The sequence below is a fragment of the Rugamonas brunnea genome (genome assembly GCF_014042345.1).
Lineage (GTDB): Bacteria > Pseudomonadota > Gammaproteobacteria > Burkholderiales > Burkholderiaceae_D > Rugamonas > Rugamonas brunnea.
Map to the genome: position 1 here is coordinate 76,690 of NZ_JACEZT010000009.1, position 18,357 is coordinate 95,046.

Below are 18,357 nucleotides of genomic sequence, written 5' to 3' on the forward strand. Positions count from 1 at the left end.
CGGCCCGCCGCTTGGACGCGCGGGCCTGCGTGTGCAATACTCATGCTGTAAACCACCACCGGTCTCCCATGCTCGCCAACGTCCCACTCATCCGCAGCCTTAAATTCCGCATGACGGCTGTGGTGGTGGCGCTTGTGCTGGCGGCCACGGTGATCGTCACCTCGCTGGCGCTGCTGCTGGCCGAGCGCGACATGGAGGCGGTGATCGGCGACCAGCAATTCGCCTTGCTGTCGGCCGCCGCCGCCAATATCGACTCCCAGCTTGAGGCCAAGCGCACGTTGCTGGCCAGCCTGGCCGACGCCATGCCGCCCGACCTCAGCGATCACCCGGAGCGCATGCGCCAGTTCATCGACCAGCATCCCACGGTGCGCGCCGCGTTCCTCAACCTGGTCACCTACGACCGCAAGGGCGTATTGCGCCACACGGCGCGCAGCGGCATCGCCACCCTGCCGCTGACGGAAACCGCCAAGCGCTTCTTCGAGCAGGCGCTCGCCTCGCGCGGCAGCATCATCTCCGAGCCGTTCAAAAGCACCGTGACCGACCTGCCCGTGGTGCTCATCACCCAGCCCGTGCTCGATGAAACGGGCGCCGTGGCGATGGTACTGGCCGGCAGCATCGACCTGGCCAACGCCTCCTTCCTGGCCCCGGTCAGCGCACAACGGCCCGGCAAGACCGGCTTCATGTACATCATGACCAGCAAGGGCATCCTGGTCAATCACCCCAACCGCTCGCGCCTGCTGCAACACATCAACGCCCGCCCCGGCGTGAACCGCGCCACGCAAATGGCGCTGCAGGGTTTCGAAGGCTGGACCAACGCCGCCAACAAGGATGGCAGCGAAGGCATCTACTCCTACAAGCGCATCCCGGCGGCCGACTGGATCCTGGGCGCCCGCTTCCCGACCGAGGAAGCGTTCGCGCCCATGATCGTGATGCGGCGCCACGCCGTGCTGGCCTCGACCCTGTTCGCCGCGCTGGCCGGCGCGATAGGCTGGGTCGCCATCCTGGTCCTGCTGCGTCCGCTGGGCCGCTTGCGCCGCCATATCGCCGATATCCGCAGCGGCAAGGCTGGCATCGACGTGCTGCAGCGGCGCCGGCGCGACGAGATCGGGGAGCTCAGTTCCGCCTTCCACGTGCTGATGGCCGAGCGCGAGGCGGCGCTGGAATCCACGCGCGAGAGCGAATCGCTGATCCGCAACATCCTGGAGCAGGCGCCGGACGCCTTCATCAGTTGCGACGCCAACGGCATCGTCACGGAGTGGAATGCGCAGGCTGAAAAGAGTTTCGGCTGGAGCCGCACCGAAGCCGTGGGGCAGGACGTGGCGGAGTTGATTATCCCGCCGGCCTTCCGGGCCGACCACCGGGCTGGGATGGCGCGCTTCGCCCAGGGAGGCACCGGGCCGGTGCTCAACTCGCGCGTGCGGCTGACGGCGCGCCACCGCGGTGGCCACGAAGTACCGGTCGAGCTGTCGGTGCGGGCGCTGCGCCATGGCAGCGATTACTATGCCACCGCCTTCCTGCATGACATCACCGAGCGCCTGTTGTACGAGCAGCAGATCGCCGCCAGCGAACGACGTTCGCGCATGATCGCCGATAACATGCCGGCCATGATCGCCTACGTGGACGACAAGCTGCGCTACCGCTTCACCAACGAGCATTTCCGGCAACTGATGGGCATCGACCCGAACGCGCTGCTGGGCCGCACCTTTGGCGACACCTTCGGCGAAGCGTTCCGTGAACGCCTGCGGCCCTATTACGAGGCGGCCCTGCGGGGTGAGCGCGTGCACTACGAGCGCGAAGGCAATGAAACCGGCCGCGCCATCCAGCTCATGGTGGACATGATTCCCGACCTGCGCGCCGATGGCAGCGTGGCTGGCTTCTACCTGATGGCGCTCGACATCACGGAACGCAAGAACGCGGAACTGACCCAGGCCGCCAGCGAAAAGCGCCTCAAGCTATTGACCGACAACCTGCCTGTACTGATCTCCTACGCCGACCACGAACGCCGCATCCAGTTCCTGAACGCGACCTTCCACGACTGGTTCGGGATCGACCCGGTGAGCAAGCTAGGCAGCCCATTGGCCGACATCATCGGCCGCGAACACTACCGCAACGCCGAAGAACACCTGGAGCGTGCCTACCAGGGCCACCACGTCACCTACGAACTGAAAGCGCGCATCAAGGGCAGCATGCACACGCTGGAAACGACCTTCGTGCCGGAAGTGCGGGCCGACGGCAGCGTGGCCGGCGTGTATTCGCTCACACATGACACTACGCGCATGAAGGAAATCGAGGAGCGGCTGATTCACCTGGCCCGCATCGACACCCTGACTGGCATCCCGAACCGGCTGATGTTCGAGGAACTGCTGCAACTGGCGATCGGCCGCGCGCGCCGCAACCGCCAGCCCATGGCGCTGGCCTACCTGGACGTCGACAACTTCAAGGCCATCAACGACAGCATGGGCCACGGCGGCGGCGACACCGTGCTCAAGGAGTTCGCAGCCCGGCTGGTCGGCAACGTGCGCGCCACCGACACCGTGGCGCGGCTGGCGGGCGACGAATTCGTCATCATCTTCGAACAGGTCACCGACCCGGACGAGGCGGGCCGGCTGGCGGCCAAGATCGTCGAGGCCATCCGCGCCGACTTCACGGTGGCGGGCCAGCCGCTGAGCGTGACCACCAGCGTGGGCGTGGCCCTGCACCTGGGCGGCGAGCAGACCCCGGCGGAACTGGTGGCGCGCGCCGACGGCGCGCTGTACGCGGCCAAGCGGCGCGGGCGCGACTGCCACGTGGTGGCCCAGCCGGCCTAGCGCGGCAACCGGCAGCCGGCAACCGACGACCGGCTAGCGCGCCAGCGGATTGGGGGTGGGCTCGGCCACCTTGACCAGCAGGTTCTTGTCCATGTGGTGGAATGGTTCCTCCTGGCCGCGGATCTGCATCACCGTGTCTTCCTCGTAGCCCCAGGTGCCGTCATCGTGGATGGTGACCTTGATGCGGTATTCCGTGGTCTTGAAGCCATATTCGAGGAAGGGATTGGAGCAGATGCCATAGCTGTCCTGTTCGCGGCGCGCCACCAGTTCGAAGCTCCGGGCATCGGGCGCCGCCTGGCCGGACGCCATGGCAATCTGGCCGCGCGGGATCGCCAGCGTCTGGATCACGGTGCCGGTGGCCGGTTCCCACAGCCAGTAGCCCACCTGCTCGTGATAAGTCTTGACCTGTTCTGGCTTGGTGATCAGGATCAAGTAGCGCAGGCCATAAAACAATTGCGGACCGTTGGTGACGGGATCGATGGGCTGCAGCTCGATGCGCTCCACGAACGCCTGCTTGCGCGGGCCGTCGGCCTTGGGCTTGATGTCCAGCCCGCGCTGGCCTTCCCACACGCCCGCCAAGGGGCGCAGCGGCCCCAGGTTCTCCAGCGTGCGGATGTCGATGTTGGACGGTTCGGTGTAGATATCCTGCGAAAATTCACTCATGCCTCGTGCCTTTCAGTTGGTTGGCTGGTCGCTGCGAGATATTGTAGAGCAAGCATGCTTTCATTGCCGTAGCCGTTCCAGGAACCAGCGTCCGGCCGGGCCGGGCGGCGCGTCCTTGCGGTACAAGGCGCGCATGGAGAACGCCGCGCCGAACGCGGGGCCGCCCTCGACCTCCACCGGCCGCAGCGTGCCGCGCGCCAGGTCATCCTCGACCATGTGGCATGGCATGCTGCCCCAGCCCAGGCCCGCGCGCAGGAAGGCCAGCTTGGCGCCCAGGTCGGCCAGCCGCCACACCTGCGGCGACATCACGTTGAAGTCGCGTCCGTGCGTGAGGCTGGAACGGTCCGTCAGCACCAGTTGCACGTGGCGCGCCGCCTCCTCGACCGGCACCGGGCCCGCGACCTGCGCCATCGCATGGCCGGGCGCCGCGACCAGCAGCGCCGGCACCTCCAGCAGGTATTCGGTTGCGCACTCGGACGGCACGTCGGGAAAGGAGCCAACGATGCCGAGCCGGCAGCGGCCATCGAGCACCGGCTGCACCACGGCCCCCAGCGCCTCCACGTACAGCCGCAGCGGCGTGCGCGGGAATTGCTGGTGGAAGGAGCCCACGGCCGCCGTCAGCGCGGCGATGGGGAACATGACATCGACCGCCACCGCCAGCTCCGGCTCCAGCCCTTCGGCCAGCGTGCGGGCGCGCGCCTTGAAGCTATCCATGCTGCTGGCCGTGGCGCGTGCATCGTCGAGCAACGCGCGGCCCGCTTCCGTCAGGCGCGGATAGCGTCCGCTGCGGTCGAACAGGGGGAAGCCGACTTGCTGCTCCAGGTTGGCCAGCGTCTGGCTGACGACGGATTGTGCCCGCCGCAGCTTGCGGCCCGCGGCGGAAAAGCTGCCTTCGTCGGCGGCGGCGATGAAGGTGCGCAGTTGGTCGAGGGACATGGCGTCCAGCATGTATCGCTCCGGTAGATGGATTCCATCTAAATATATAGGCTTCCGCGATACCAGTCCAGCGCCTAATATACAGTCATCGGATCGCACATCGCGCTCCATCACCTGCAACCACCAAGGAGATCGCCATGAACACCACCAACGCCAACACCACCACCCTGCCCCTGCTGAGCCGCCTGCTGATGGCCACCATTTTCCTGTTCAGCGGCCTGGGCAAGATCGCCGCGCCGGCGGCCACCATCGGTTACATCGCCTCCACGGGCCTGCCTTTCCCCACGCTGGGCCTGATCGGCGCCATCGCCGTGGAACTGGGCGGCGGCCTGCTGCTGGTGGCCGGCCTGCAGACGCGCGCCACGGCGCTGGTGCTGGCCGGATTCTCGCTGGTGACGGGCCTGATCTTCCACCACGCGATCGCCGACCAGAACCAGCTGATCCACCTGCTGAAAAATATCGCGATGGCCGGCGGCCTGCTGCAAATCGCCGCCTACGGCGCCGGTAGCCTCAGCCTGGATGCCCGCCTGGGTGCACGACTGGTCCGCCGCACGGCCTGATCACAGCCAGATCACGGCGCGCCAAGATCGATTTCCATGCCGTCGTAAGCCGACACCACCTCCAGCGGCGCTTCGCCAGTCACTTCGGCGTAGCGCCGCGTCTCTTCCAGCACCCGGGCGATCTGGGTGTCGCCCTGCACGGGCTCGTGGTGGAACAAACACAGTTTGTGCACCCCGGCCAGCTGGCACAGCTCCACCCCCACCACATTGCTTGAATGGCCCCAGTCGGCCTTGACGGAGATGGCCTCGGCCAGCGAGTACATGGCGTCGAAGATCACGAGGTCGGCGTCGCGGAAGAATTCCACGAACGCCAGGCGCTGGGCCATGTCATCCAGCCGGTGCTCGGAATCGGTGCTGTAGACCAGCGCGCGGCCGCCATGTTCGAGCCGGTAGCCGTACGAGTCACCGCCATGCAGCTGCAGCATGGCCGTGACCCGCAAGCCGTCGATGTCGACCGGTTTGCCGGGCGCCAGCACGCGAAATTCAATGTGGGCTGCCATCTGCTCCATCCGCACCGGGAAGCTGATCGGGTCCTGCTGGCGCCGGAACGCCTGTTCCAGCTCCGCATGGCAGCCATAGATGATGATGCGGTTGCCGGGGATGTAGGCGGGCGTGAAGAAGGGGAAGCCCATGATGTGGTCCCAGTGCAGGTGGGACATGAACACGTGGTAGGTCTGCGGATGGTCGCGCCCGTAGCGGGCCAGCTTGGCGCCGGCCAGCGCCCGCGCGCCCGAACCCAGGTCCAGGATCACGTGCTGGCGGCTGGTGTCCGGGTCCCACACTTCCACCTCCACGCAGCTGGAATTGCCGCCGTAGGTGCCGCGCACGTCGAATGGCAGCTCGTGGTCCACGTAAGCGGCGATCTTGGCCGGCGTGTCGAGCCCGCGCCCGATGGCGCACTCCAGCGCGGCCACCAGCTTGGCGCGCACCTGGGCATGGTTCAGCGCCACCGGAAGTGAACCGCGCGCGCCCCAGATCCTCGCCTTCATGCCCTGCCTCCCGCCCGACCAGCCCATTCGTGCCGCTGTTGCTTCATCATTGTTCCGCCTGCATGGTGCGGGCGCATGCAGGTGCACATGCCTCGTCCGCGTTGGGGAAAGTGTAGCAAAAGCCGGGCAGGCGCGGCCAGCGATTCGCGGCCCCGATTCGCGGCCCCGATTCGCGCCCACATTTCCCGCCGCGCCGTCATGGGCTTGTCAATCAGCCATTTTTGAGGCCGCCGCAACGTGCTATGCTCTCGGCCCTCCCCGCCCGGCGCGGCCCCGACCGATCAAGATACGGAGAATATTGTGAATTTCCTGCAAAGCTATTTCAGGCTGAAAGAGAGCGGCACCAGCGTGCGCACCGAAGTGGTGGCCGGCGTGACGACCTTCCTCACCATGGCCTACATCATCTTCGTCAACCCCTCCATCCTTGGCGACGCCGGCGTGCCCAAGGAAGCCGTGTTCGTGGCCACCTGCTTTGCCGCGGCGCTGGGCACCATCATCATGGGCCTGTACGCCAATTACCCGATCGCCATGGCGCCGGGCATGGGCTTGAACGCCTATTTCGCCTACGCCGTGGTGCTGGGCATGGGCATTTCATGGCAGGCGGCGCTGGGCGCCGTGTTCATTTCGGGCTGCCTGTTCGTGCTGGTCAGCCTGCTGGGTATACGGGAACAGATCGTCAACGGCATCCCGCATTCGCTGCGCACCGCCATCACGGTCGGCCTGGGCCTGTTCCTGGCGCTGATCGCGCTGAAAAGCGCCGGCATCGTGGTGGCCAATCCGGCCACGCTGGTGGGCGTGGGCGACCTGCACCAGCCATCGACCATCATGGCGATCTGCGGCTTCATGCTGATCGTCACGCTCGACCGCCTGAAGGTGACGGGCGCCATCCTGATCGGCATCGTGGCCGTGACCGTGATGAGCTTCTTCTTCGGCGGGAACACCTTCCACGGCCTGGTATCGATGCCGCCTTCCATCGCGCCGACACTGTTGAAGCTGGACCTGCAGGGCGCGTTCTCGGTCGGCCTGCTCAATGTGGTGCTGGTGTTCTTCCTGGTTGAACTGTTCGACGCCACTGGCACCCTGATGGGCGTGGCCAGCCGCGCCGGCCTGCTGGTGGGCGGCAAGATGGAACGGCTGAACAAGGCGCTGCTGGCCGACAGTTGCGCCATCGTGGCCGGTTCCATGCTGGGCACGTCGAGCACCACTGCCTACATCGAAAGCGCCGCCGGCGTGCAAGCGGGCGGCCGCACCGGCCTGACTGCGCTGGTGGTCGCGGCCTTGTTCCTGGCCAGCCTGTTCATCGCCCCCATCGCCGGTGTGGTGCCGGCCTATGCGACCGCGCCTGCACTGCTGTACGTGGCCTGCCTGATGCTGCGCGACCTGACGGATGTGGATTGGAGCGACAGCACCGAGAGCGTGCCGGCCGCCATCACGGCCTTGCTGATCCCGTTCACCTATTCGATCGCCCATGGCATCGCGTTTGGTTTCATCACCTATGCGGCGCTCAAGCTGGCCACGGGCCAGGCACGCAAGGTCAAGCCCATCGTGTGGCTGATCGCAGGTATCTTCCTGTTCAAGTACGCCTATCTGAAGTAAGTCGCCCCCTGATCCTGGTCCCGGCGCGGCTCAAGCCAGCCGCCGGGCCTGGGACGCGTTGTCCACGGCCACCAGTGCCGGAGACTCCCGGATCGGCAGGATGCCGATCACGTTATGCAGGCGCTGGCGGCACAACACCAGCGCATCCTCTTCCGCCGATGCGAGCCGCATCGACACTTCCAGCCCCGCCAGCCCGCCTGTCGTGCGCAGGCTGCGCAACTCCAGGCCCAGCCGGCGCACGATGGCCAGCGCGCCCTCCAGCGTGCCGATGGCGCCTTCGGCTTCGATACAGAATCGGAACGTTTTTTGGTGGTGGTTGGTGTCGGTCATCATGGAAGAACTATACCGGCCACAACCGGGAATAGGCTCCCATTGTTTGCTGATCTTTGCATGTTATGAAGAAGAATTCTCTGTTGAATTATACTTTTCAAGGAATCTTCATCTTATGAAAGAAAAGCGCATGGAACACCATCACGAACTGGACGACATCGACCGCCGCATCCTGCGCGAACTGCGCCTGGACGGGCGCCTGAGCAACACCAAGCTGGCCGAGAAAGTCGGCCTGTCCACCACGCCCTGCTGGAACCGGGTGCGCGCGCTGGAGGAACACGGTGTCATCGAAGGCTACACGGCCCTGCTCAGCCAGCAATCGTTGGGCTATCCCGATACCGTCATCATCGAAGTGACGCTGGACCGCCACGATGATGAGATCTTCGAGAAATTTGGCCAGGCCCTGGCCGATTTGCCGGAAGTGATGGAAGCCTACCTGCTGACGGGCGAATATGACTACCTGATCAAGGTGGCCGTAGCTGGCACGGCCGGGTACGAGGAATTCCTGCGCCGCAAGCTGTACAAGCTGCCCGGCCTGCGCCACAGCCGCTCGACCTTCGTGTTGCGCTGCCTGAAGCGCAGCTATTCGGTGGTCCCGTGAGTGCGGCGGCGACAGTGGCGCGGCCATACAACACTCCGCCCCTCTGGAAGGCCCGAGTCGCGAAATGATAAATGATTGTCGGTAAATGACAAGCGGCCAACATCACCAGTGGAACACAATGTTTTTCTAGAAACATAGATTTCAATACGGCACAGACCGTTCCACCGGGGGAGAGACACGCATGGCCAAGGACTTCTACCTGCGCTGCGCCGCAGCGATAGGCAAGCTCAACATAGGATTGCGACTGACGATGGGCTTCGCCCTGACCATGGTGCTGCTGGTGGCCATGATAGGTGTAGCCTTGCTGGCCATGGCCGGCATGCAGCAGCGGGTGGACAACATCCTGCAGGACCAGTACCGCAACGTGACCCAGGCGAACGAAGTCAAATACAACGTAGCCCTGATCCACCAGTTGCTGCGCAGCGCCATCATCGCCGCCGAATACCAGGGTGAAAACGCCGTGGCGGCCCAGATCCGCCCCATCCGCGAACGCAACGCGGCGCTGCTGACCAGCTTCCAGGCCAGCCTGCACGCGCCGGCCGACAAGCGCGCACTGGACGACATCGTCAAGGCCAGCCAGGCCGACCAGGCCAACCAGAAGGAAATGTTCCAGCTGCTGAACGCGGGCAGCCTGACGGAGGCGAAGAGCATGCTCAACGCCACCATCCGCCTGTCGGAACAGGAGTTCGTGCAGGCGCTGCAAACGCTGGTCAAGCTCCAGTCCGAGCACATGGCGCAGGAATCGGCACTCTCGAACGCGGCCTACGGCAGCGCCCGCACCCAACTGCTGTTGATGGGCGTGGCCGCGCTGGGCCTGGGCAGCATCGGCGCCTGGCTGCTGGTGCGGGGCTTGCTGCGTGAACTCGGCTGCGAGCCGCGCGAAGCGAGCCGCATCGCCGCCAGCATCGCCGACGGCGACCTGTCGGTGCAGATCGCGCACCGCGCCCATGCCGGGGACAGCCTGCTGAGCGCGCTCGAAACCATGCGCGACAAACTGGCCGCGCTGGTCAGCCAGGTTCGCAACGGCACCGAGCAGATCGCCACCAGTTCGGCCGAAATCGCCGGCGGCAACCAGGAACTGTCGCACCGTACGGAACAGCAGGCCGGCGCGCTGGAGGAAACGGCGGCCTCGATCGAGGAACTGACGGGCACCGTCAAACAGAACGCCGACAACGCGCACACGGCCAACGACCTGGCCATCAAGGCTTCGACCGTGGCCACCGAAGGCGGCGCCGTGGTCGGGCGCGTGGTGCAGACCATGACTGCCATTAACGTCGCCTCGGCCAAGATCAGCGACATCATCGGCGTGATCGACGGCATCGCCTTCCAGACCAACATCCTGGCCCTGAACGCGGCGGTGGAAGCGGCGCGCGCCGGGGAACAGGGCCGCGGCTTTGCCGTGGTGGCGTCCGAAGTGCGCAGCCTGGCCCAGCGCAGCGCCTCGGCCGCGCACGAGATCAAGGCCCTGATCAATGACTCCGTGGCCCAGGTCCAACTGGGCAGCACGCTGGTGGCCGACGCCGGCGTGACGATGACGGCCATCGTTGACAGCGTCCAGCACGTGACCGACATCATGGGCGAGATCATGGCCGCCAGCCAGGAGCAGACCTCGGGCATCGAACAGGTCAATTCGGCCATCATGGATATCGACGGCGTCACCCAGCAGAACGCGGCGCTGGTGGAACAGGCGGCCGCCGCCGCCGCCTCGATGCAGGATCAGGCCAGCCAGCTGGCGGAACTGGTGAGCATCTTCAAACTGCCCGGCGAAGCGGCGCGCCGTGGGCCGGCCCAGGCGCACATACCGGCGCAAACGCAGACGCGGGCGCAGCCGGGACGCGTGCGCCGGCTGGCGTGACCCGCCAAACCCTGTATCATCGTCCCCCTTGATCACAAGGCGGGACGATGGCGGCACGCGGTATGCCCCTTCCCGCCAGCTTCCCGGGAGGACAGGGCCACATGGCGCGCGACAATATCAACGACATCCTGGTGTTCCTGGCTGTGGCCAGGGAACGCAGCTTCACCCGCGCCGCCGCCAAGCTGGGACTGACGCAATCGGCCCTCAGCCATATCATCCGCTCGCTGGAAAGCCGGCTCGGCGTGCGCCTGCTGACGCGCACCACGCGCAGCGTCTCGCCCACCGAGGCCGGCGAACGGCTGCTGCAAAACGTCGCGCCGCGCCTGGAGGAGATCGAAGCGGAAATTGCCGCCGTCAGCGACCTGGGCGACAAGCCGGCCGGCACCGTGCGCATCACCGCCATCGACTACGTGGCCGACACCGTGCTGTGGCCGCGCATCGCGCCGCTGCTGCGCGACTATCCGGACCTGCATGTGGAAATCAGTGCCGACTACCGGCTGGTCGATATCGCCGCCGAACGGTATGACATCGGCGTGCGCCATGGCGACCAGGTGGACAAGGACATGATCGCCGTGCGCCTGACCGCCGAGGTGCCAATGGTGATCGTCGGCTCACCGGCCTATTTTGCGCACCGGCCCGTGCCAACAACGCTGCACGAGCTCCTGCGCCACAACTGCATCGCGCTGCGCATGCCCACCAGCGGCGCCGTCTACGCCTGGGAGCTGCTCGACCAAGGCCGGCCGGTCGAGGCGCGGGTGCGGGGCCAGGCCATCTTCACCAGCGTCTACCCCATGTGCGACGCCGCGCTCGACGGCATCGGCCTGGCCTTCCTGCCCGAGAGCATGGTGGCGGAACACCTGCGCACGGGCCGCCTGGTCAGCGTGATGCGCGACTGGTGCCCCGCGTTCGAACCGTTGCACGCCTACTACCCGAGCCGCCGCAACAGCTCGCGCGCACTGGCACTGGTGATCGACGCGCTCCGGTTCAAGGATGGGGACGCTGCACGTTTTCCTTAGCCGCGCACGCGCGAACGCGAGCGCGGCGGCGCGCCCGACGCTGGCTTGGCCGCGTACGAGGCCAGCGCGGACAACGGCACATGCAGCGCCTCATCGCGGGCGAATGCCTCCAGCAGGTAGTCGATGGTGGCCCGTACCCGCGACGCCACCAACGCACGGTGCGGGTACACCATCACCATCTCATAGGCGCCGGCGACGTGCCGCTCCGGCATCACCACCCGCAGTTGACCGCTCTGCAAATAAGGCCACGCATGATGCAGCCCCACCTGGGCGATGCCCAGTCCATCGGCGGCCGCCTGCGCCAGCGATTCGGGCGCCGACAGCACCAGCGCGGCCCCATCCAGCTCCAACGATGAGACGCTGCCGTCGGCGCCCCTGAAACTCCAGGGCGGCACCTTGCCCCCCAGGAAGCGGCGCACCAGCAGCTTGTGGCCGGCCAGGTCGTCCGGCACACGCGGCACGCCGGCACGCGCGAGATAGGACGGCGCTGCCACCAGCACCAGCTTGAACTTGCAGATGGGGCGCGAAATCAACGCCGAATCGGCGATCTGGCCGCCGCGTATCGCCAGGTCGTAGCCATCGCGCACCAGATCGACCACGCGGTCATCGAAATCCACCTCCACCGACAACTCGGGATAGCGCGTCATCAAGCCGGGCAAGGCCCGCATCAGCTGATCGCGGCCCAGCGCTGCACTGGTCGATATCCGCACCCGGCCTGCGACCTGGGCCCGGTGCTCGGCCAACACGTCCACGGCGGCATCCAACGCATCCAATCCTACCCTGGCCTGGCGCAGGAACACGGCGCCCTCCTCGGTCAGGCTCAGCGTGCGCGTGGTGCGGTTCATCAGCCGCACACCCAGGCCGCGTTCCAGCGCAGCCACGTTCTTGCTTACCGCCGCCGAACTGATACCCAGCGCACGGCCGGCCGCCGCGAAGCTGCCGGCATCGGCAACCTGCACGAACGACAGAATGGCCCGGACCCGCTGCGACACTTCCATATCCGGCTCCTCTCCGCGACTATCAACCTCAGGTTACGTATGACTCAACTCCACCAGATATTTTAGTTAAGAGTAATCCACACCACAATACGGCTCATCCATCCACCACGGGAGCCAACATGCAGCAAGCAGCCTATTTCATTTTTACCGTCGACGTCCACGACCAGCACGGCATGCAGCCGTACCAGGCGCAGGTCGCGCAAACCTATGCGCCCTACGGCGGCAAGCTCCTCGTGGCCGGCGGCGCGCTGCAAGCGGTCGAAGGCCAGCCGCCGCAAGGCCGGGTCATCATCCTGCAGTTCCCGTCGGTCGAACAAGCCCAAGCCTGGCATGCCTCGGGCGCGTACCAGGCCATCCTCGGTTACCGGCTGGCCTCCGCCACCAGCGACGGCTACCTGGTCGAAGGTTGCGCCCTCGCCGGTTAAGCGTCCCAACCACCTGACTCCCATCCCACTATTAAAAAGGACATCCATGAAAACCCTGGTGATCGTTTCCCATCCCTATCCGGAACAATCGCATGCCATCAAGGCCTTGCAGCGCACGGCGGCGCAGCAACCCAACGTCACGGTGCGCAACCTGGAATCGCTCTACGGGCACAATCCGCAGGCTTTCGACGTCGCTGCCGAGCAGGAGGCGAGCGACGGGGCCGACCGTATCGTCCTGCTGTTCCCTATCCACTGGTTCAACCTGACGCCCATGCTCAAAGCGTATCTGAATCAGGTTTGGACCCATGGCTGGGCATTTGGCCCCGACGGCACCTCGCTCAAGGGAAAACAGATGCTGGTGGTCACCACGACCGGCGCCACCGCGCATCTGTACTCCGAGCAGGGGCTGATCGAGAGCACGGTGGAACAAGTCCTCACCCCGATGAAAGCCAGCGCGCTGTACGTGGGCATGGAATACACGCCGCCATTGGCATTCCATAGCGCCATGGGCGCAAGCGAAGAAGCGCTGGCCGGCTTCCAGCAAGCGTTCGCAGAGCGCTTGCGCGCCTGATCTTGCAGGCGGCCGCGCGGTCTGGCCTGAAAGGCAAGCTTGATCTGACGACGGTTGTGCTCGCTACCGATCCGCATCAAACTTGATCTGGCGATGGTAAAACGCTTTCCAATACCTCACAACGTGATATAGTTTCCTCAACAGGGGTGCCACTATCATCCCTGCCGGTCACAAGCCAAATCAACTCGAGGAGATGCGATATGAGCACGTTGGACTATCTGAAAATGCCGTTCTCGGCGCATGGTGCGTGGGACAAGTTAAGCACTGTCCACCCAGCTGTGTGGAAGACCCTGTTGTCGCTGGTATTGCCGTTGTCGCTGATCCCGCCTGCCATGCTGATCTACGCCGGCGCCCACCATCCGGAAGTGTATTGGATGTCGGCCTCGCCGCAGCGCTTCCAGTTGATCGCCGCGCTGTTCCTGGCGGCCGAACTGTGCACCGTGCCGCTGATGGCGCAGGCCATCAAGACCATCGCCGAAGCGCACCAGGTGCGCGTGGAATTCCGTGACACGCTGATGCTGTCGGCCATCTCGGCCGTGCCCATGTGGCTGTCGGCACTGGCACTGGCCATTCCCAGCCTGCTGCTGACGGTATCGCTGCTGGTGCTTGGCCTGCTGGCGGCGCTGATGTTGCTGTTCCAGGGCAGCACCACCATCCTGAAGATCTCGAATGAAATGGAAGCGCAGGAAGTGTGCTCCCAGGCTTACGCCGTCGGCGCCCTGGTCTGGACACTGCTGTGCGTATTCGTCAAACTGAGCCTGATGGCCTGAGCGAATCAGCACCATAAAAAAACCGGGGTCAGGTCATGAAATCGCGCAACTTGCGCAATTTCATGACCTGACCCCGGTTTTTGTTTGCGCCCTTAGAAGTGGTACTCGGCGCGCAGCATCGGCGTTTTGGCGGTATTGCCCTGGCCGCCCGTGGTGGCCGAGGTGTTACCGAACTTGTTGTGCCAGTATTGGTACTCGATGCCGACCTTGAACACGTTCTTGGCGTGGCCCATGGCGGCGCCGGCGTCCAGCATCAGCTGCATGTCGATGTTGGTCTCCGCACCCGTGTCATTGCCCACTTCGTCCTTGCCCTTGGCGGCGATGAAGTTGGCAAAGCCTTCGAACGACACCAGCGACGTGACGGGGATGCCCCAGTCAGCAGCCAGCATTGCGTGCGTCTTGTAGGTGTAGCGGCCGGTAACGGTGGAGATCGGCGGGAAGGCGCCGCTGGGGGCGTTGCTTTCGTTGAGCAGCAACAGGCTGGTGTTCAGGTGGCCCGGCACGTCCCACATCAGCGTGGGGCCCAGCACCAGCATGCGCTTGCGCGAGTTGTAGCCGACGTCGTTCTTGGTGTTGATGTCGAAACCGGCCGTCAGGCCCACGCTGTTGACGGGGCCGAACTTCATGCTGGTGCCGCTCACCTTGGCCAGGTCCAGCGTGTGACGGTACAGCACGTAGGCTTCCTGCGCGCCCGAGGTCTGGGTTAGCGAGGCCGGGTCGTTCTTGTCCGACAGGAGCAAGTCCACGTTGAAGAAATTAGTGCCGTAGTTATAACCGCTGACGCTGGTCAGGGCGAAGATGTTCTTCTTGATGTCCTTGGGATTGAACGGTTCGCGGTAGTCGTTGCCGGTGCGCCAGCTGATGGAGGTGTCGCTCCAGTTGGCGGCGTGGGCGGCGGTGCCGGCCAGGCACAGGCAGGCGAGGGAAATCATTTTTGGCAGCTGTCTCATTGTCGTTTTTGTCATGATGTTACGGTTGCGATGGACGCGGCTCGCCCCGCCGGCGCCATCGCTGGCGCCGGCACGGCAGTACCGCAGGGGGAAAAATCGTTGCGCCGCCTCAGCCTGCGCCGAGGTAGACGAACTTGAAGGTGAACACGCAGGCGATCGCCCAGATCACGGGACGCACTTCGCGCACCCGGCCGGTCAGCAGCTTCAGGATCGCATAGGAGATGAAGCCGAAGGCCACGCCCAGGGCGATCGAGTACGTGAACGGCATGGTCAGCGCCGCGATGGCCGCTGGCACGCTTTCGGTGGTGTCGCTCCAGTCGATGTCGACCAGTTCGCGCAGCATCAGGCAAGCCACGTACAGCAGAGCCGGTGCGGTGGCATAAGCCGGCACCACGCCCGCCAGTGGCGAGATGAACAGGGCCGCCAGGAACAGCACGGCGACGGCGACGGCCGTCAGGCCCGTGCGGCCGCCGGCTTGCACGCCGGCCGCGCTTTCGATATAGGCCGTGGTGCTCGACGTGCCCAGCATGGAACCGGCCACGATGGCGCAGCTATCGGCCAGCAGCGCTTTATTCAGGCGTTCCATTTTGCCGTTCACCAGCAGGCCGGCACGGTTGGCCACGCCCATCAGGGTGCCGGTGGCGTCGAACAGCTCCACCAGGAAGAACACCAGCACCACGTTCAACAAGCCCACGGAAACGGCGCCCATCACATCCAGCTTGAAGAAGGTCGGTTCCAGCGTTGGCGGCGCCGAGACGACGCCGTTGAACTGGTTACCGCCGAAGAAGAAGCTCAGTACCGTCACGGCCAGGATGCCGATCAGGATGGCGCCCTTCACTTGCAGCTTGTCCAGCGCGACGATCAGGAAGAAACCGAAGATGGCCAGGATCACGGGCGCCGAGTGCAGGTTGCCCACGCCGACCAGGGTGGCGGGATTGGCCACCACGATGCCGGCGCTTTTCAGCGAGATCAGGCCGAGGAACAGGCCGATGCCGACCGTGATCGCGGTGCGGATCGAATGCGGTATCCCGTTCACGATCATCTCGCGCAGCTTGAATATGCTCACAAACAGGAACAGGCAACCCGAGATGAACACGGCGCCCAGCGCCATTTGCCACGGCATGCCCATGCCTTTGACGACGACATAGGCAAAGTAAGCGTTCAGCCCCATCCCCGGCGCCAGTGCGATCGGATAGTTCGCATACAGGCCCATGACCAGGCAGCCCAGTGCGGCCGCGACACAGGTGGCGACGAACACGGCGCCTTTGGGCATGCCTGCGTCGCCGAGGATGGAGGGATTGACGAAGATGATATACGCCATGGTCAGGAAAGTGGTGAGGCCGGCGACCAGTTCGGTACGCACGTCCGTCCCGTTTTCCTTCAGTTTGAAGAATTTCTCGAGTAACAACATTTTTGTCTCCATGTTCTGTTTTAGTACTACTTGCGCCATGCCGATTAAACAAGGGAACAACCGGCGATGATCTTGTGTGACCTTATCCCAGCTGCCGCCACGCCATGTACGGGTGACGGCATACTTGCTATCTGCTATTTCCCATAACAGCCGGGGCACGCCGCATGGTGTGCGGCGCCCGCCCCTACGCGCCCTCCTCTGATTGCTTAGCCTGCCGGTTTATACGAATTGTCCGATCTGTGCTTCGACGGCCTTGCGCACCGAGCCCGTGGTGACGAAGGAGCGCGCCATGTCGATGTCGTCGTGGAACCAGCGGTCGCCATCGAGGCAGGCCGGGATCTGGCTGCGCACCGAGGCGTATGCCGCGGCCGTGCCCTTGCCCAGCACGAAACCGGGCAGCAGGTGCTCGGTCATGGTCAGCGCCTGGGCCGCCAACAACATCTCCACGCCGACGATGTACTGTGTGTTCGACACCACAACGGCGGCCTTGCGCGCGCACCAGGTGGAGTTGGACACGTGGTCTTCGCTGTTGCCCTTGGCCGGAATCGAGTCAACGCTGCCCGGCATGCACAAGGTGCGGTTTTCCATCACCAAGGAACTCAGTGAACACTGCACCACCGGGTAGCCGGTGTTCACGCCGCGCACGCCCGACATCAGGTTGCGCGGCAAGCCCCACGACAGCGTGGGGTCGATCAGGCGCGCCACCCGGCGCTCGACGATGCTGCCCAGGTCGGCCACGGCCATCGCCAGCAGGTCCATGGCCTGCGCCAGGTACTGGCCGTGGAAGTTGCCACCCGAGATGATCTCGAAACCGCCTTCGTCCTTGCTGAAGATCAGCGGATTGTCGGTGGCCGAGTTGACTTCCTTGTCGATGATGGTGTCGATGTAGTCCAGCGCATCGAACACGGGGCCGTACACCTGCGGCGCGCAGCGCAGCGAGTACACGTCCTGGATGCGGGCCGTGTAGGGAATGTCGGTGCGGCGTAGCTCCTCGGGGAACTGCACGGCGCGTGCTTCATGCGTGGTGCGGGTGGAGCCTTCCAGCAGGTTGCGCACGATAGCCGCCGTCTTGATCTGGCCGGCGTGCGGGCGGGCCGTGTGGATGCGCGGATCGAAGGCCGACATCTCAGCCCGCATCGCTTCCAGCGTCAGGCCCAGCGACAGGCAGGCGTCCGACAGCAGGTTGCGCGCATCCTCGGCCGCCAGCAGGGCCACGGCCAGCGACACGGTGCAACCGTTGATCAGGGCCGACGCATCCTTGGCCTTCAGTTCGAATTCCACCGGGCCGACGCCGGAGGCGCGGATCGCATCCGGCGCGGGCATGCGTTCGCCTCGGTACATCACCTCGGCCTGTTCGAAGCCGCAGATGGCGGCGGCCAGGTAGGACAGCGGCGCCAGGTCACCGGATGCTCCCACGGAACCCTTTTGCGGCATGATGGGGTGGATGCCGGCGTTGACGAAGGCCAGCAGGCGGTCCACCACTTCCACGCGCGGCGCCGAGTAGTTGCTGGCGAAGGCGTTGGCGCGCAACAGCATGGTGGCGCGGCTGACCTCCTCGGGGAACGGTTCGCCCATGCCGGCCGCGTGGGCCTTGATCAGCTGGGTCTGGAACAGGTTGATGTCCTGCACCTTGACGCGGGTGTCCTTGAGCATGCCCACGCCGGTGTTAAAGCTGTACATCATCGGCGCTTCATCGTGCATCCAGGTCGATTCGATGTAATCGCGGCTTTCCTTCAGGGCCGCGCGCGAGGACGCGGCCAGGTTCACTTCGATGCTGTGGTCGCGGGCCACGGCCACCACTTGGGCCGCCGTCAGGTTGAATCCGTTGATGGTTGTCGTTGTCATGTTCGTTCTCTTGATTTATTGGGTGCGTCGAATA

The 18,357-nt window shown here is 65.0% G+C and carries 17 protein-coding genes; 9 read left to right on the forward strand and 8 right to left on the reverse strand.

Annotation, left to right across the window (positions count from 1 at the left end):
• The first annotated feature begins 68 nt into the window (after positions 1-68).
• Entirely contained in the window at positions 69-2,807 is a 2,739-nt protein-coding gene (locus tag H3H37_RS14775; RefSeq protein WP_182163778.1) for a sensor domain-containing diguanylate cyclase, read from the forward strand.
• Between the two features lie 33 nt (positions 2,808-2,840).
• Here H3H37_RS14775 and H3H37_RS14780 read toward each other — a convergent pair whose 3' ends face one another.
• Together H3H37_RS14780 and H3H37_RS14785 are read right to left on the reverse strand one after the other, a co-directional pair.
• Positions 2,841-3,470 (reverse strand): FABP family protein, encoded by a 630-nt coding sequence (locus H3H37_RS14780; RefSeq protein WP_182163780.1) that lies wholly within the window; start codon positions 3,468-3,470, stop codon positions 2,841-2,843.
• A 60-nt stretch (positions 3,471-3,530) separates the two neighbouring features.
• Positions 3,531-4,418 carry a LysR family transcriptional regulator gene (locus H3H37_RS14785; RefSeq protein ID WP_182163782.1) on the reverse strand — a complete coding sequence of 296 codons (888 nt, stop codon included), beginning with the start codon at positions 4,416-4,418 and terminating at the stop codon, positions 3,531-3,533.
• A gap of 125 nt (positions 4,419-4,543) precedes the next feature.
• On the opposite strand from H3H37_RS14785, the gene H3H37_RS14790 reads away from it, so the two are divergent.
• A complete protein-coding gene (locus H3H37_RS14790) occupies positions 4,544-4,966 on the forward strand; it encodes a DoxX family protein (RefSeq protein WP_182163784.1) in 423 nt (140 codons plus the stop codon).
• 11 nt (positions 4,967-4,977) lie between these two features.
• Here H3H37_RS14790 and H3H37_RS14795 read toward each other — a convergent pair whose 3' ends face one another.
• Positions 4,978-5,955 (reverse strand): MBL fold metallo-hydrolase, encoded by a 978-nt coding sequence (locus H3H37_RS14795; RefSeq protein ID WP_182163786.1) that lies wholly within the window; start codon positions 5,953-5,955, stop codon positions 4,978-4,980.
• Between the two features lie 300 nt (positions 5,956-6,255).
• Here H3H37_RS14795 and H3H37_RS14800 point away from each other — a divergent pair, with 300 nt between their 5' ends.
• Positions 6,256-7,551 carry an NCS2 family permease gene (locus tag H3H37_RS14800; protein ID WP_182163788.1) on the forward strand — a complete coding sequence of 432 codons (1,296 nt, stop codon included), beginning with the start codon at positions 6,256-6,258 and terminating at the stop codon, positions 7,549-7,551.
• A gap of 30 nt (positions 7,552-7,581) precedes the next feature.
• Here the strand turns inward: H3H37_RS14800 and H3H37_RS14805 are convergent, their stop codons facing one another.
• Positions 7,582-7,884, reverse strand: coding sequence for a hypothetical protein (locus H3H37_RS14805; RefSeq protein ID WP_229218849.1), 303 nt, complete (start codon positions 7,882-7,884; stop codon positions 7,582-7,584).
• Positions 7,885-8,011: 127 nt separating this feature from the next.
• Between H3H37_RS14805 and H3H37_RS14810 the strand changes: the two genes are divergently transcribed.
• The 3 genes from H3H37_RS14810 to H3H37_RS14820 all read left to right on the forward strand — a co-directional run bounded on the left by H3H37_RS14810 (position 8,012) and on the right by H3H37_RS14820 (position 11,353).
• Positions 8,012-8,482 carry an Lrp/AsnC family transcriptional regulator gene (locus H3H37_RS14810; RefSeq protein WP_182163790.1) on the forward strand — a complete coding sequence of 157 codons (471 nt, stop codon included), beginning with the start codon at positions 8,012-8,014 and terminating at the stop codon, positions 8,480-8,482.
• Positions 8,483-8,663: 181 nt separating this feature from the next.
• Positions 8,664-10,337, forward strand: a complete 1,674-nt coding sequence (locus H3H37_RS26145) for a methyl-accepting chemotaxis protein (protein ID WP_311197507.1) — start codon at positions 8,664-8,666, stop codon at positions 10,335-10,337.
• 101 nt (positions 10,338-10,438) lie between these two features.
• On the forward strand, positions 10,439-11,353 hold the full coding sequence (locus tag H3H37_RS14820) for a LysR family transcriptional regulator (protein WP_182163792.1): 915 nt from the start codon (positions 10,439-10,441) through the stop codon (positions 11,351-11,353).
• Here H3H37_RS14820 and H3H37_RS14825 read toward each other — a convergent pair.
• A complete protein-coding gene (locus tag H3H37_RS14825) occupies positions 11,350-12,351 on the reverse strand; it encodes a LysR family transcriptional regulator (protein WP_182163794.1) in 1,002 nt (333 codons plus the stop codon). The genes H3H37_RS14820 and H3H37_RS14825 overlap by 4 nt on opposite strands.
• A gap of 119 nt (positions 12,352-12,470) precedes the next feature.
• On the opposite strand from H3H37_RS14825, the gene H3H37_RS14830 reads away from it, so the two are divergent.
• The 3 genes from H3H37_RS14830 (at position 12,471) to H3H37_RS14840 (ending at position 14,117) form a co-directional block, all read left to right on the forward strand.
• A complete protein-coding gene (locus tag H3H37_RS14830; protein WP_182163796.1) occupies positions 12,471-12,776 on the forward strand; it encodes a DUF1330 domain-containing protein in 306 nt (101 codons plus the stop codon).
• A 46-nt stretch (positions 12,777-12,822) separates the two neighbouring features.
• Entirely contained in the window at positions 12,823-13,347 is a 525-nt protein-coding gene (locus H3H37_RS14835; protein ID WP_182163798.1) for an NAD(P)H-dependent oxidoreductase, read from the forward strand.
• A gap of 200 nt (positions 13,348-13,547) precedes the next feature.
• On the forward strand, positions 13,548-14,117 hold the full coding sequence (locus H3H37_RS14840) for a YIP1 family protein (RefSeq protein ID WP_182163800.1): 570 nt from the start codon (positions 13,548-13,550) through the stop codon (positions 14,115-14,117).
• Positions 14,118-14,209: 92 nt separating this feature from the next.
• On the opposite strand, the gene H3H37_RS14845 is transcribed toward H3H37_RS14840, so the two are convergent.
• The 3 genes from H3H37_RS14845 to H3H37_RS14855 all read right to left on the reverse strand — a co-directional run bounded on the left by H3H37_RS14845 (position 14,210) and on the right by H3H37_RS14855 (position 18,323).
• Complete coding sequence (locus tag H3H37_RS14845) at positions 14,210-15,049, reverse strand: outer envelope protein (protein ID WP_229218850.1); 840 nt, start codon at positions 15,047-15,049, stop codon at positions 14,210-14,212.
• Between the two features lie 127 nt (positions 15,050-15,176).
• The gene (locus H3H37_RS14850; protein WP_182163804.1) at positions 15,177-16,478 is read right to left on the reverse strand and encodes an NCS2 family permease; all 1,302 of its coding nucleotides are present in this window, start codon (positions 16,476-16,478) and stop codon (positions 15,177-15,179) included.
• A gap of 219 nt (positions 16,479-16,697) precedes the next feature.
• Entirely contained in the window at positions 16,698-18,323 is a 1,626-nt protein-coding gene (locus tag H3H37_RS14855; RefSeq protein WP_182163806.1) for an HAL/PAL/TAL family ammonia-lyase, read from the reverse strand.
• Between the last annotated feature and the right edge of the window lie 34 nt (positions 18,324-18,357).

What these genes read in the sequence shown, in the direction of transcription:
- H3H37_RS14820 (WP_182163792.1), top strand. Translation starts at nt 10,439, where the DNA reads ATGGCGCGCGACAATATCAACGACATCCTGGTGTTCCTGGCTGTGGCC.
- H3H37_RS14840 (WP_182163800.1), top strand. Translation starts at nt 13,548, where the DNA reads ATGAGCACGTTGGACTATCTGAAAATGCCGTTCTCGGCGCATGGTGCG.
- H3H37_RS14825 (WP_182163794.1), bottom strand. Translation starts at nt 12,351, where the DNA reads ATGGAAGTGTCGCAGCGGGTCCGGGCCATTCTGTCGTTCGTGCAGGTT.
- H3H37_RS14785 (WP_182163782.1), bottom strand. Translation starts at nt 4,418, where the DNA reads ATGCTGGACGCCATGTCCCTCGACCAACTGCGCACCTTCATCGCCGCC.
- H3H37_RS14810 (WP_182163790.1), top strand. Translation starts at nt 8,012, where the DNA reads ATGGAACACCATCACGAACTGGACGACATCGACCGCCGCATCCTGCGC.
- H3H37_RS14845 (WP_229218850.1), bottom strand. Translation starts at nt 15,049, where the DNA reads ATGATTTCCCTCGCCTGCCTGTGCCTGGCCGGCACCGCCGCCCACGCC.
- H3H37_RS14830 (WP_182163796.1), top strand. Translation starts at nt 12,471, where the DNA reads ATGCAGCAAGCAGCCTATTTCATTTTTACCGTCGACGTCCACGACCAG.
- H3H37_RS14795 (WP_182163786.1), bottom strand. Translation starts at nt 5,955, where the DNA reads ATGAAGGCGAGGATCTGGGGCGCGCGCGGTTCACTTCCGGTGGCGCTG.
- H3H37_RS14790 (WP_182163784.1), top strand. Translation starts at nt 4,544, where the DNA reads ATGAACACCACCAACGCCAACACCACCACCCTGCCCCTGCTGAGCCGC.
- H3H37_RS14855 (WP_182163806.1), bottom strand. Translation starts at nt 18,323, where the DNA reads ATGACAACGACAACCATCAACGGATTCAACCTGACGGCGGCCCAAGTG.
- H3H37_RS14775 (WP_182163778.1), top strand. Translation starts at nt 69, where the DNA reads ATGCTCGCCAACGTCCCACTCATCCGCAGCCTTAAATTCCGCATGACG.
- H3H37_RS26145 (WP_311197507.1), top strand. Translation starts at nt 8,664, where the DNA reads ATGGCCAAGGACTTCTACCTGCGCTGCGCCGCAGCGATAGGCAAGCTC.
- H3H37_RS14835 (WP_182163798.1), top strand. Translation starts at nt 12,823, where the DNA reads ATGAAAACCCTGGTGATCGTTTCCCATCCCTATCCGGAACAATCGCAT.
- H3H37_RS14780 (WP_182163780.1), bottom strand. Translation starts at nt 3,470, where the DNA reads ATGAGTGAATTTTCGCAGGATATCTACACCGAACCGTCCAACATCGAC.
- H3H37_RS14850 (WP_182163804.1), bottom strand. Translation starts at nt 16,478, where the DNA reads ATGTTGTTACTCGAGAAATTCTTCAAACTGAAGGAAAACGGGACGGAC.
- H3H37_RS14805 (WP_229218849.1), bottom strand. Translation starts at nt 7,884, where the DNA reads ATGATGACCGACACCAACCACCACCAAAAAACGTTCCGATTCTGTATC.